This window comes from Roseofilum sp., from assembly GCF_982964205.1.
Window position 1 is genome coordinate 15273 of record NZ_CEZBFX010000031.1, and the last position, 13341, is coordinate 28613.

Genomic DNA, 13341 nt, shown 5'->3' on the forward strand with positions numbered 1-13341 from the left:
ACCGAGATTTTTAAGATTTAGTCTAATTTGCTTTTTTGAATATGATGCTCAAACTCAAACTCTGGGAAACTCAACTGCTCAAAGTCATTATAATTCGGGCTATTCAAGTCTATCGGCGGGGAATTTCGCCCCTATTTCCTCCCAGTTGTCGATTTTATCCCTCTTGTTCTGAGTATGCTTTGACGGCTGTGGAACGGTTTGGGGCAATGCGGGGTTTACAATTGGCAGGAGCGCGGGTTTTAAAGTGTAATCCGTTTTATCCCGGAGGTTACGATCCGGTTCCAGAAGCACCAAAAGTGAGCGATTAGGAGTTGTGTCTCTATGGTATTAAAACCTTATCAACAGATTCGGATTGAAGATCATCAAGAACCTCTAGTACCGATTCCTTTGGAGTCCTTTGCGGTGGCTACTCCCCATCCTTATGAGAAGTTGGGCGCACCCTATGGGGATAAATCTCCCTATTGGTTACGCAAAACAGTTAGCGATCGCCTCTGGATGGCTCAAAAGCAACTACAAACTCATCATCCAGGTTGGAAAATTGAGATTTTTGATGCCTACCGACCGATCGCCGTTCAAGAATTTATGGTTGAATATAGCTTCATCCAACTAGCTAAAAACCAAGGCTTCAATCCGGAAACCCTCACCCCAGAGCAACGGCAAATCCTTCTAGAGGAAGTGTATCAATTTTGGGCAGCTCCATCGCTCGATTCAGCAACCCCTCCACCCCATAGTACGGGGGCAGCCGTAGATGTTACTCTGGTGGATCAAACCGGAATCGAGCTGAACATGGGATCGCCTATTGATGAAATTTCTCCTCGTTCCTTTCCCGATTGTTATGCCCAAGGGAAAACTCCGGATGAGCAGAGTTATCATAAACACCGTCAACTCCTGAATCGAATTATGGAGTTTGCTGGGTTTAAGCGTCATCCCCGTGAATGGTGGCATTTTTCCCATGGCGATCAATTGTGGGTATGGCTTAAAGTTCAGGAAGGTAGTTGGCATCAGCAGGAGGCGATCGCCCACTATGGAAAAGTACTCTAGTAGGGAGTCGGCAGCAGGGAACAATAGAGTCAGATGTATGCTCAGAGTGTTCTATTTCGCTACAATAAGAGAGAATATGGGAGGCCTCAGATGTTAGAGATAATTGCGATCGTCATCTTTTCCGTTGCCACCTTTGCACTAGCCTATCTTCTAGGGTTAATTGGTATGGCCTTAACTGCTCTTTTTTTCATCCTTGAAGATATCCCTGGATGGGTGTGGACAGCCGTTTTATTAGCATTGACTGTAGCCACGTATCGCGGCTTAAAATACTAAACATAGCGCTCCAGGCTAGGCAATAGGCTTGCTTTGCAAAAGCTTGTATTACTTAGGGATTCATTTTTAATGGTTTGGGAAACAATTACTAATCGGAATATCTGGGTAAGCCTGGGTTTCTTCAATCTCTAGACTTAGATCCCGTTCATCCATTGATAAATCATAGCGAATTTTTACCACTGCTTTTAACTCTAAATTCTCTACATTCACATTATCCCCTAAGGCTTGCAGTCGCAGGGCTTCTAATAGAATTGTTTCAGACATTGGGGGCAAACTTCCATTCTGATTATTAATTAATCTTGCTCCAGTATTCGTATACAAAGGAACCCAACGATTTTCCTGCAAAGCATAGATCTGATAAACGGCATTCGCATATCGAGTCAGAGGTTTATTGACAACCTTAAGTTGAATCAGTAAGCCGCCTTGTCTAGCCGAAGTTAAGCGTGATAAACTTAGTTGAGTTGTCCAATCTTGCTGGGTTTGAACTGGAGAATAAGTCGCCACAAAATTAGAGGGACAACGGAAAGACTTATCGACGATCAGTTGGGCGAGGTAGGGTGGGAAGAGTTGATCTGGATATAAGGTTTCAAAGGTTTGTTGAATCTCAATCAGATTCGGTAAAGGCGTGGAGAAATCTTTCATTAATTCTCCTAAAAGAATCTCTTCATAGGTGGTATGGGAAAGAGGTTGAACGGGATTAAAACGACCATCAGCCTCAATGATAATTTCTTGCCCTTCCTGCACAGAAACTGCTGCTAAATTTGGTAACTTAGGATTGCTTAATTCAATTTCTCCTTCTAAAACGGCATAATGGGTTTTATTCTCTTCTAGTCTCTCGAGTAAATAGGTTGCATCCCTGACTCTCGACTGAACACTGGAGGTACATCCACTACTGCCTCCATTAACCAACACCCGTCCCTGTTGGAGTTGAAAGCATTGGCTCCCCAGGACAAGAGCTGAATGGGTTCCCAAGCGGGCGATCGCCCCCGTGTTCAATTTCAGTTCGACTCTCGCTCCTGTCGTTTGAATCCGTTCCCCTAACTTCGCTTTCTCGTTTCTCCCCACCAGACGACGATTAATCAACACCTGTTGACCAACAATTTCGGCGATCGTTGCTTCCGTAATCCGAGCACTTTGGGCAATACTGGGAGATAAGGAAGGTTGGGAAATAATGGCTAAACTCACAGTTGCCAAAAATACCCAGATCCACCGAGATAAGCGCCCAGATTTTCTCAGTTGTCTAACCAACGCAAAAAGTTTACCGATCATATATTTGGGTTAATTGACATCTTGAACATCCTGGGTAATATCAAATCCTTAAATTTTTGCATCAATTTACCCGGGATAGGCAATTGGCTGAGAGCCAATTTTTAAATGCATGTTCATAGGGAAATGATATAACAGCTTAAGACAGACGATCAACCCTCACCAAAGTTCCCCAAATACTTATCGATCAATAGCCCTAACTTTTTGCGTGTTGCTTCTGGCATAGCTCCGGGTTGAGTGACAATGGCATATTTTAAGGCAGAATGGGCATCAGAAACGAAAGGATTCTCATGGAGCCTGCGTACGGTTTCTTGAATCACTTTTTGGGCATTTTCCGCGTTATGATGTAAATTATCCAAAATCATTTCAACGGTTACATGATCGCGATCTGGATGCCAACAATCATAATCAGTGACTAAATTCAGACTAGCATAGGCAATTTCTGCTTCTCTCGCCAGTTTTGCCTCTGGAATGTTGGTCATGCCAATGACTGTTGCGCCCCAACTGCGATAGAGTTCAGATTCGGCTTGAGTGGAAAAAGCCGGCCCTTCCATGCACAGATATGTACCCTTTTCATGTAGGGTAATTTCCGGTAAGTCTAAACTTTCAATTGCTTCTTCTAGAACTTGACTCAATTGGTGGCAAACGGGATGGCCAAAGGCTATGTGAGCAACAATTCCATCACCGAAGAAGGTTGAGGTTCGATGTTTTGTACGGTCAATAAATTGGTGCGAAATTACTAAATCACGGGGTTTTATTTCTGCTTTCAGAGAGCCAACGGCTGAGGCAGAAATGAGATATTCAATTCCTAATTTTTTCATCGCATAAATATTGGCTCGAAAAGGGACTTCTGAGGGCATCAAATGATGACCTCGACCATGACGGGAGAGAAACACGACCTGAGCGCCTGAAAGCTGACCAACAATCAGAGCATCTGATGGAGCACCAAAAGGAGTTTCGATTTCGATTTCTTGCACATTTTGCAGGGCTTCCATCTGATAGAGTCCACTGCCACCAATAATGCCAATTTTAGCGCGAATTTCTGTTGAGTGAGTCATAGAAAAGAAGAGTCAAAAAAAGGACTTCTGACCTACCTTATCATCAAACTTGGATCATTTATAGTGCTTTGCGCTAGACAATCGCCAATAGAGGAGGAGCGCATTTTATGTTACTCTGTAGTTCAAGTTATGATAAGCGTTCGCCAAGCGCGAAATGGAGTTTTATCGCTGTGACCCTCAATCCTCCTGATACCCTAAAACAAAAACCACAAACTGCCCCCAAAGCCGGTCAACCTGCGACTCGGATTTTTGTATCTACGTTCATCACCATTTTCTTAGCCGAGATTGGGGATAAAACTCAAGTTACAACCCTGCTGATGACCGCAGAATCCCATGCTCCTTGGATTGTTTTCCTGGGTGCGGGTAGTGCTTTAGTTTTAACCAGTTTTCTAGGGGTTTGGTTAGGTCAATGGTTAGCCTCCCATCTAACTCCCCGTCTGCTCGATACCTTGGCTGGAGGGGTTTTGTTGGTTATTTCCGTGGCTTTGTTGTGGGATATGTTACAGATTTAAAGGGAGAGGCAAAGATTAATAAAAAGAAGGAAGGTAATTGCCGAAATTGACAAGTCAGTCCCTAGTTTGTATTATAATGTAGTATAACAAGAGCCTCCTCCATGTGAAGATTCATGACTCCAAAACGTTTAATTAAGATTGGTAAATATCTGAGTAAACATCTGCGTCATCAACCTGAACGGATTGGATTAACCCTAGAATCGGGAGGCTGGGTAGAGGTTAATCAACTGCTAAAAGCTTGTCAAACCAACCAATTTCCCGTTTCTTTTCTAGAGTTAGAGGAAGTAGTCAAAACGAATGATAAAAAACGATTTTCTTTTAACGAAACCCAGACCAAAATTCGCGCTAATCAAGGTCATAGCTATCCCATTGACTTACAACTAGAGCCGATAGAACCGCCCGAAATCCTCTACCATGGCACCTACCAAAAAGCCATTCCATCGATTCTCAAACAAGGACTACTCAAACAGTCCAGGCATCACGTTCATCTGTCCTCAGAGATAGCAACCGCGATCCAAGTTGGTCAACGGCGAGGTAAACCCATTGTCTTAGAAATTGCAGCCCAAACCCTGCACGATCAAGGCTATTGCTTTTACCAGTCGGAGAATGGGGTGTGGTTAGTAGACAGTGTACCACCAGAGTATCTCAAAATTATCCCCAACCCCAAGAAAGAGAAGCCGAAGCTGATAACCGTGTAACGGTTGATTCTTGAGAAAACGCCTTTTTTACTCGTAAACTATGGACTCTTTTTATTTCGATTATCCTCAAAGCTCTCCGAACTATAACAACCAAGCTCAAAGTCGAGGCTTATTAAGCAGTGGCTGGCGACCCTTAAATCGTCAATTTGATTGGGAGCATTTTTCCTATTTGCTGGCCAATGACTTTTGGGAACTCAACAACAAAACCATGGGCGCTATCAGTGACCTGGCTGATGCTCTAGGTCGCAACCAATATGCTTGGTGGGCTAATGTTTTTAACCTCTTTTCTGAAAACACGCGCTATAACCTAGAAGAATATTGGGACTATATTACCCCCCAACCCCCGTTTCCCGACTATCGCTATAAAGACGTACTCATGACGGAAACCCCTGTAGTACAATCGGTAAGTCGCGATCGCATTCCCATTGATTTTGTCCTCAACCGTCTACAAGAAATCACAGTCTTCAAAATCCTTGCCGTCCTCGACCAACCCAACGTAATTACACAATACTATCTCGATCGCTATTTCTACTATCCCATCAATCGCTTTAGCCAAAAAACCGGCATCAACTCCTCCTCTAGCCAATCCTCCAAAGACTTTTGGGAGCGTCTAGAAATCCTAGGAACCGTCTATGCGTGCTGGGAAAACGCCAAAGTATGGCTACAAATCGAAAACCTGGGACGAGGGAAACGGCGCTATACCCTGATTGCCGACAATATTGCCCCCCTTGTCAATAAAGCCACCTATAACCTCGCCGTGATGCTCAGTGGCTATCAAAGTCGAGTCGGACAAGTACAAAGTCACTTTCCTATCCGCACATTTCCCACTGACATTCAAGGATTTACTGACCGCGTACAACAAAGCATCCTCGACCAAAAACAATTGGCTATCCTTGTCCATGGTGAACCCGGAACCGGGAAAACCGCATGGACGCAAGCTGTAGCCAAAGAAATTCTCATGCCCCTAGGATACGTGATTTTCATTCTCGATCATGATGCCGTAGAAAACTTTGTTCCTCCCACCTACCTCGAAAAAATTTGTCTGGTCATTAACGAAGCAGATAACCTTGCTCAAGACCGTGCTGTCACCGCCAAGCAAGACAACACTAAAACCGAACATATCTTGAGTTTATTAGATGGAACCCTTTATCAAAGTGTCATTGATGAAGACGGGATTCAACTACAACAGTGCCTCGTGGTAATGATGACCTGCAATACCACAGAGCGACTCGATCGCGCTATGCTCCGTAAAGGTCGAGTCGATCTGATGCATCACTTTACCCATCACTTTGTCTAAATCTTTCAACTAGGGCGGGTTGACTAAATTTGATGATTGTAAGTTCTTCAGAGTGGATATGAAAACGTTACCGATTGCATTGCAATACTCAAAAGTTGTGCAGTTTTGTCAGAAATATCATATTCGCAAATTGGCGTTGTTTGGCTCGGTACTGCGAGATGACTTTACCGAGCAAAGTGATGTGGATGTTTTAGTTGAGTTTCTATCTGGAAAAACTCCAGGATTGGCGATTGTAACGATGGCGGATAAACTCACTACTTTATTGGGGCGGGTGGTAGATTTGAGAACACCTGGTGATTTGAGCTGTTATTTCCGAGATGCAGTCCTAACAGGAGGCGATACTTACTTTATGACCAAGACTGTTTTTAACGATAGCTAGAATAGCTATAGCAGCGAAAGCGAAGGCGAGAGTTAGGGCATTTTCTATTGCCTATTGCCTCAAACAATAACCTAACTGTCCTAACCAACTCATTGACTGCTATAAAAGCTGCCCCTATCCCCCCATTCCTCCATCCCCCCGCAAAGCGCTGTAATTACGATATGTTCGGTTTAGCCCTCCATACCACTAGCCCCCAACTCGGTTTAGCCCTCCAAGACGAAACTGGCAATACTCGCTCTCAAACCTGGAATCTCGGCCGTGAAACCTCAAGCCAACTCCACCATTTACTGGCAACCTTCATTCAACCCCTCAGTTGGCAAGACTTGAGCTGGTTAGCAGTTGCCAAAGGCCCTGGGGGCTTTACCGGGACTCGCCTCGGTATGGTTACCGCTCGCATCCTCGCCCAACAGCTTAATTTACCCCTGTTTGCCATATCCACCCTAGCTGCTGTAGCTTGGTCTAGCCGAGAACAACATCCAGTCATAGCCGTCGAAATGCCTGCCCAACGGGGACAGCGCTTTGGGGCAATCTATCAGGTCAATTCCTATCCCATTATCCCCCTGATTCAAGATCAAGTCTTTACCCCTGAAGGATGGCAAAAGACCTTAGAGCAGCATTCCTATCCCTTGATTCAAACTCCAACCAACTTAGGCGAAACCGTCTTAAGCGTGTTGGAGTTGGCAGATTTAGAGTGGAAACAGGGAGAACGCCCTAATTGGACGGAGGCACTCCCTTTTTATGGACAACATCCGGTAAATTGACATACTTGGTGGAGCTTTGAGCTGTTCTAGCTATCGTTAAAAACCGTCATTAATGTACCTCATAGTAGAGAAAACTGCTGTAAGTTTCAGCATGGAACTATGTCCTAACCGACTCTTTCTTTGCTATAGAAAAATGGTTTTCCAGAAATACAAATATAGTCGATTCAAATAAGAATGAGACAAGGACAAATGGTATAGTGGCACTATGTCTCACTGTTAATCAAATCGACTATAAAAAGAGTGCAAGTAATTCAATATATTACTCTCACTCTAAAATTCAGATAGCTCTAAATTGCTCTGGATTAACTCTCTCTGTTGCTTTTGCCTAAACCAGCCATACCTAATGCAGCTAATCCCAAAATAGCAGCAGTAGTCGAAGGTTCAGGGATAGGCATTCCATTGCCAGTAATTCCACGAACAGCTATCACTACATCATTGAAATCTCTATCTGACCATCCTCCTTCATCAATATGAACACCGAAGAGGTCTTCAAATCCTAAAATAACCCAATTTTCCTGCTCAACATCATCAAAATATTCGTAGGCAACAACATGCTGTAGTCCATCAGGATTTAAGGAAGCATCAGCACCATAGACATGACCATTATCATTCTGTGCGCCGTCAGCTTTAATCATGAAATTCAGAGAAGTGTTACCCGTAAACGTTCCCAAGCTTACACCTTCTCCTAACGCCATGGGGCCATTTGCTTCTGGGATGATACTATTTGGGGAAGCAATGTCATCAAAAACCATTTGTTCTGCTCCACCATTGGCTGAGTAAAACAATTGGTTACGGAATATAGCACCTTCATTGATGAAAAATACATCAACGGAATCTGCACCTTCTGTCCACTGAAGGGTTGCTGGGTCTAACTCTAGGAGACTGGCAGCACTATCTTCTATTTGCAACCGTTCCTGTCTCACCATGCCGTTAAATGTATTAAATAAATCCGATCTTAAGGATAAACCATGGGCAGACGGGGCATATAGTAAGCTCATACTTGTAGCAGTAGCAAGCGCTAAGTAGTGAGTATTATTGAATTTCATTAGCTAAGCTCCGATTTTTTAGGCATTGGAAATAAACCAAGACTAAGTATAAAAATAAATACAGGGAGTTGTCATCAGTAGCTTAACTTAACTTTGAGCTAGACTTTTATGAAGATTCCATGAAATAGTTTGGTATTTACGAAAATTTATGGATTAAAGGAGAGGATTATGGTGATTTGGAGACCTAAAAACATTAATTTAAGCACACTGTATATGGTTATAGTGTCTTGCTTTTGGGTTGGTTTTCCCCTAGGAAGCCCTTCCGTAGCTCAGGTGCGCTCTTTTCAGGATTGGTGCGAAGATCGGAGGATTTCTGAGACTCAGAAGCATACAGTGTCTGTGTTATTGCAGTTAGTGGAAACTTCAGACTGTGGCGAAGCACAGCAGGCTTTAGGGGAGTTGGTTAATCTGGATTTAGGGAATCGAGAGATTGAAGATATTGCGCCTCTGTCGAGTTTGACGCATTTGCAGGGGCTGAATTTGAGTTTTAATCAGATTCGAGATATTACGCCTTTAGGAAATTTAAGTCAGCTCAGTTTTTTATTGTTATCAGGGAATAAAATTGAGGATATTACGCCTTTAGGGAGTTTAGTGAATCTCAGTTATGTAATTCTCGATCGCAACCAAATCCGCAACCTCCCCCCATCTTTCCCCAATTTACGCCAATTGACGGCGTTGGATCTGCAAAATAACCCGTTGGTGGAGAAAAAGTGCCCGGTTACTCCAGCGACGGTGTGTTTATTCAGTAATGATGCTTTGGATGTTTTTGCTCAAGCGGAACAAGCGTATCAACAGGGGAACTTTGAGGAAGCGTTGGTGACGTTTGCCCAGGCTAGGGAAGTTTATCAAGAGAGTGGCGATCGCCGCAAGGAAGCCGATAGTCTCAATCGTATGGGGGATATCTATAGCCAACTGAGCGAATATGCTAAGTCGATTACCATCCGTCGCCAAGCATTAACCATTCGTCAGTCTTTGCAAGATTTACCAGGAATTGGAGAATCCCTGACCAGTTTAGCCGATAGTTATGAGAAACTGGGACAATATCCCCAAGCGCGATCGGCTTTGCAAGCAGCGCTGGAGAATATGAAAGAGCAGGAACAAGGAGGCATTCCTCTGGAAGGAGGACTCTATGAGCTGCCCAAGGATCGAGGCGAATTGTATAATGGTTTGGCGCGGGTGCAGAATAAGATGGGAGAGTATCAAGAGGCGCTAAAGTCTGCACAAACAGCGTTAAAATATTATAACTTGCTCCCGGATGGCTATGAGGGCAAAGACTTTGGACTGGGTAATACCTTCGATCGAATGGGTATTACCTATGGCTATTTGGGACAGGTGCAAGAGGCTCAATCTTTTCTGAATCGGGCGCTTGAGTTAGGAGAACAAAGGGGCGATCGCGCGGTCATAGCCAATAGCTTAACCCATTTGGGTGAAGTTGCTAGCTCTCAAGGAGAAATGCCAACGGCTTTAGACTATTATCGCCAGGCGTTAGAAATACGGAAACAAATTGGCGATCGCGCCGGATCGGGTATAATTCTCAATCAAATTGGCGCACTCTATATCAGTCAAGATGATTATCGCAGCGCTATTCCCCCACTGCAAGAAGCGATTACCCTTTGGGAATCTCTGCGCCCTGGGTTACGGGATAGGGATAAAGTGTCTCTGTTTGAAACCCAAGTGACCACTTATGAACAATTACAACAGGCGCTCATTGCCGAAGAGCAAGCTGAAGCTGCTCTAGAAATCGCTGAACAAAGCAGAGCTAGGGCATTTGTGGAACTCCTCGCCGCTCGATTAAGTGGTAAACCCTCAGAAACCTTTGATACTCCCAATCCGCCTACTTTAGCGGAAATTCGCCGCATTGCTCAGGAACAGCAAGCCACACTCGTGCAATATTCTATTGTGGGAGAGACTCTATATATATGGGTGATTAAGCCCAATGGACTGATTGAGTTGCGATCGCAAAACTTAGAAGACTTAGGCATTACCCTAGAAGATGCCGCCGAACGTACCCGCGTTGCTGCCGTAACTGGCAGAAGTCGCGGCATTCAACAGGGCGTGAATCAGTGGGTACAAGCCACCCGTTCCGGAGTACAAGAAAATGAAACCGAACCCAGTACCGACACCCAGAAACGGCGCATTAATCGTCGCTTAAAGAAAAGCTACGAACTTCTGATTGAACCTATTGTGGACTTACTGCCCAGGGATCCACAAGAGCGAATTATTTTTATACCCCACGGCAGTTTATTTTTAGTCCCCTTTCCTGCATTGCAAGATCAACAGGGTGTCTATCTCATTGAGAAGCATACCGTACTCACTGCTCCTTCCATTCAAGTCTTGGGACTCGCTCGCCAACGGGCTAGACAATTAGCCTCCAATCTCAGCGAAGCATTAGTCATTGGAAACCCAAAAATGCCCAGCCTAGCTGAGTCCCTCGAAGCCGAACCAGAACCCCTCGCTTCCCTCCTCATTGAGAAGCATACCGTACTCACTGCTCCTTCCATTCAAGTCTTGGGACTCGCTCGCCAACGGGCTAGACAATTAGCCTCCAATCTCAGCGAAGCATTAGTCATTGGAAACCCAAAAATGCCCAGCCTAGCTGAGTCCCTCGAAGCCGAACCAGAACCCCTCGCTTCCCTCCCCGGAGCCGAAGCTGAAGCCATCGTAATTGCCGATTTACTGGGCACTGAAGCCCGGATTGGAGCCGAGGCAACCGAGCCAAACATTACCGAGCAGATGGAAAGAGCATCTTTGATTCATTTAGCCACCCATGGCTTATTGGATGAGCTAGAAGTTCTAGGATTTCGCACGCCTGGAGCTTTAGCCCTAACTCCCACAGGAAATACACGCGCGACTGATGGATGGCTAACTTCCGAGGAAATTCTGGATCTCAATTTAAACGCTCAGTTAGTGGTTCTCAGTGCCTGTAATACGGGACGAGGAGAGATTACTGGAGATGGCATTATTGGCTTATCGCGCTCTTTAATTGCGGCTGGAACTCCTAGTGTATTGGTTTCCTTGTGGGCAGTTCCTGATGCTCCTACCTCCGAGTTAATGCAGACCTTTTATCGGGAACTCTCGACAACGAATAATCGTGCGACTGCTTTGCGTCAAGCCATGTTAACTACGATGGAAACCTTTCCGAATCCACAAGCTTGGGCTGGGTTTACATTGGTGGGAGATGGGCAGTAGTCATGGGGAGTTGGGCACATAGCTTGAAGTCTTGCCCCTAAATCATGCAAGCTCTTGCTATTCGTGCCTATTCCCTAGCGCCAAGCGCTATATTATGATTTTTGTGTATCACCCAATCCAGGCTACGATCGATGACCCTGCCTAAATCTGAAAACCGAGAACTATTAGAGCGCTTAATTTTTGAGGAGCAAATTCCTGAAGATTGGGCGAGGGATGTTTGGGATATGAGTCCCACGTTGGGCGAGACGGCGGCTAAGTTAGTGGATGGGTTTGCTGCTGTGATTGAGTGTTGCTCAGATGAGAAGCTAGATAATTTGGTGCGATCGCTCTATCGTAATCAACTAGAAGAATAATTACGGTCACTCTACCCTATATGTCACCCCAACAACTCGGATTAATTATTGGTGGACTCCTTCCGGCCCTATTGTATGGCGTAGCCGGAATATTTGCTAAAGTCAGTACCAGTGCAGGAATGCCTGTAGGCGCTCATTTGATCTGCATTGGTGTAATGGTGAGTCTGGTGGGAGCCATCATGCAGCAAGTCCTACCTGCCCCCCTCCCATCAACTGGTGCAATGATTTCATCCTCCATGCTTGGCATACTGTGGGGCTTAGGAACGGGGTTTGTCGCCCTAGGGTTAATCAAATATCAAGCTCCTCTGTCTAAGCTGGTTCCCCTCTACAACATGAATACTTTAATTACGGTAGTGTTGGCTTTAATCATCTTTCTGGAATGGAAAACGGTCGATCCACTTAAACTCAGTGTGGGTGCAATTTTAGTGATTGTCGGTGGTTTGCTCGTTTCTAAAGCCTGAATTAATGAATAATTAATTCAATCCAACTGGGGGTTTCCTATTCCCTATTCCCTATTCCCTATTCCCTAAACATGACTGAACTGAAAAACGCAACTGTATTACTAACCGGTGCATCGGGAGGATTTGGTCAGGAGTTTATCAAACAATTGGTTAAGGCAGAAAGTCGATTAATTTTAACAGATATCGATCAAAAGGCGATCGCCAAAACGCTGGAAACCCTGGATATTCGCTCGAGCGATCGAATTCGTGCTACTCTAGAGACCGATCTCACCTCTAGGGCGGGATGTGAGGATCTTTATCAACAGGTCAAAGCGCTCAATCAGCCGATTGATATTCTGATTAATAATGCTGGGATTGCCCTATTTGGGCGCATTGATGAAGTACCGACTCAAAAATGGGAACAACTGATGGAGCTGAATTTGCTTACTCCCATGCGGTTAACCACCCAATTTTTGCCGGAAATGATTGAACGCAAAACCGGGCATATTGTCAATATTTCCTCGGTTGCCGGTTGGTATGCACCGGGTGGTTTAACCCATTATGCCACCAGTAAATTTGGCTTGCGCGGCTTTAGTGAGGGTCTGCGAGATGAGCTGAAACCCTACAATATCAAGGTTACGGCGGTGTATCCTTATTTTAGCCGGACTCCAATTCTGCGATCGCCTCGCTACGGCACTCTAGCGGCAACAGTTCCTGGTTTCCCCGAAAGTGAAGCCACGAATCCAGCCATGGTGATTGCCAATGTTCTCGAAGGAATTATCAAGAATCGAGCCGCAGTTTTTCCCGATCCAACGGCTAAAGCAATTCATGTAATTAAGCGCTATTCACCCGCCCTATTAGAGTGGCTTACTCAGCGATTAACGCAGAAAATTTCTAAAGGTTGAATGAACCCTGAATAAAGCGCTAGAGCAGAGAAAGAGTCGGTTAGAACAGCGTTCAACACTGAAACCTATTCCCCATTCCCTATTCCCCATTCCCTATTCCCCATTCCCTAGCGCGCAGCGCTA

General features: G+C 44.9%; 15 protein-coding genes. 12 read left to right on the forward strand and 3 right to left on the reverse strand.

Features of this window, described 5'->3' with window-relative positions; translation table 11 throughout:
- Window positions 1-44 precede the first annotated feature (44 nt).
- The 3 genes from yidD to AC3A14_RS10205 all read left to right on the forward strand — a co-directional run bounded on the left by yidD (window position 45) and on the right by AC3A14_RS10205 (window position 1314).
- Window positions 45-308, forward strand: a complete 264-nt coding sequence (gene yidD, locus AC3A14_RS10195; RefSeq protein ID WP_413038664.1) for a membrane protein insertion efficiency factor YidD — start codon at window positions 45-47, stop codon at window positions 306-308.
- A gap of 13 nt (window positions 309-321) precedes the next feature.
- Window positions 322-1041, forward strand: coding sequence for a M15 family metallopeptidase (locus AC3A14_RS10200; protein WP_318701739.1), 720 nt, complete (start codon window positions 322-324; stop codon window positions 1039-1041).
- A gap of 90 nt (window positions 1042-1131) precedes the next feature.
- A complete protein-coding gene (locus AC3A14_RS10205) occupies window positions 1132-1314 on the forward strand; it encodes a hypothetical protein (RefSeq protein ID WP_318701741.1) in 183 nt (60 codons plus the stop codon).
- A 66-nt stretch (window positions 1315-1380) separates the two neighbouring features.
- On the opposite strand, the gene AC3A14_RS10210 is transcribed toward AC3A14_RS10205, so the two are convergent.
- Both AC3A14_RS10210 and AC3A14_RS10215 read right to left on the reverse strand, forming a co-directional pair.
- Window positions 1381-2583 (reverse strand): FecR family protein, encoded by a 1203-nt coding sequence (locus tag AC3A14_RS10210; protein WP_318732453.1) that lies wholly within the window; start codon window positions 2581-2583, stop codon window positions 1381-1383.
- A 149-nt stretch (window positions 2584-2732) separates the two neighbouring features.
- Window positions 2733-3638, reverse strand: coding sequence for an S-methyl-5'-thioadenosine phosphorylase (locus AC3A14_RS10215; RefSeq protein ID WP_318732452.1), 906 nt, complete (start codon window positions 3636-3638; stop codon window positions 2733-2735).
- 170 nt (window positions 3639-3808) lie between these two features.
- Between AC3A14_RS10215 and AC3A14_RS10220 the strand changes: the two genes are divergently transcribed.
- From AC3A14_RS10220 to tsaB, 5 genes are all read left to right on the forward strand, one after another.
- Window positions 3809-4150, forward strand: a complete 342-nt coding sequence (locus AC3A14_RS10220; RefSeq protein ID WP_318736459.1) for a TMEM165/GDT1 family protein — start codon at window positions 3809-3811, stop codon at window positions 4148-4150.
- Window positions 4151-4263: 113 nt separating this feature from the next.
- Window positions 4264-4848 carry an RNA 2'-phosphotransferase gene (locus AC3A14_RS10225; RefSeq protein ID WP_318732450.1) on the forward strand — a complete coding sequence of 195 codons (585 nt, stop codon included), beginning with the start codon at window positions 4264-4266 and terminating at the stop codon, window positions 4846-4848.
- A 40-nt stretch (window positions 4849-4888) separates the two neighbouring features.
- The gene (locus AC3A14_RS10230; RefSeq protein ID WP_318732449.1) at window positions 4889-6145 is read left to right on the forward strand and encodes an AAA family ATPase; all 1257 of its coding nucleotides are present in this window, start codon (window positions 4889-4891) and stop codon (window positions 6143-6145) included.
- Between the two features lie 58 nt (window positions 6146-6203).
- Window positions 6204-6524 (forward strand): nucleotidyltransferase family protein, encoded by a 321-nt coding sequence (locus tag AC3A14_RS10235; protein ID WP_318732448.1) that lies wholly within the window; start codon window positions 6204-6206, stop codon window positions 6522-6524.
- Between the two features lie 161 nt (window positions 6525-6685).
- A complete protein-coding gene (tsaB, locus tag AC3A14_RS10240; protein ID WP_318736464.1) occupies window positions 6686-7285 on the forward strand; it encodes a tRNA (adenosine(37)-N6)-threonylcarbamoyltransferase complex dimerization subunit type 1 TsaB in 600 nt (199 codons plus the stop codon).
- Window positions 7286-7587: 302 nt separating this feature from the next.
- Here tsaB and AC3A14_RS10245 read toward each other — a convergent pair whose 3' ends face one another.
- Window positions 7588-8283 (reverse strand): DUF4114 domain-containing protein, encoded by a 696-nt coding sequence (locus AC3A14_RS10245; RefSeq protein WP_318732446.1) that lies wholly within the window; start codon window positions 8281-8283, stop codon window positions 7588-7590.
- 261 nt (window positions 8284-8544) lie between these two features.
- Between AC3A14_RS10245 and AC3A14_RS10250 the strand changes: the two genes are divergently transcribed.
- From AC3A14_RS10250 to AC3A14_RS10265, 4 genes are all read left to right on the forward strand, one after another.
- Complete coding sequence (locus tag AC3A14_RS10250; protein ID WP_487778988.1) at window positions 8545-11520, forward strand: CHAT domain-containing protein; 2976 nt, start codon at window positions 8545-8547, stop codon at window positions 11518-11520.
- A gap of 131 nt (window positions 11521-11651) precedes the next feature.
- Window positions 11652-11873 carry a hypothetical protein gene (locus tag AC3A14_RS10255; RefSeq protein ID WP_318701755.1) on the forward strand — a complete coding sequence of 74 codons (222 nt, stop codon included), beginning with the start codon at window positions 11652-11654 and terminating at the stop codon, window positions 11871-11873.
- Between the two features lie 20 nt (window positions 11874-11893).
- Window positions 11894-12334 (forward strand): hypothetical protein, encoded by a 441-nt coding sequence (locus tag AC3A14_RS10260; RefSeq protein ID WP_318732444.1) that lies wholly within the window; start codon window positions 11894-11896, stop codon window positions 12332-12334.
- 71 nt (window positions 12335-12405) lie between these two features.
- Window positions 12406-13218, forward strand: coding sequence for an SDR family NAD(P)-dependent oxidoreductase (locus AC3A14_RS10265; RefSeq protein ID WP_318732443.1), 813 nt, complete (start codon window positions 12406-12408; stop codon window positions 13216-13218).
- The last annotated feature ends 123 nt before the right edge of the window (window positions 13219-13341 follow it).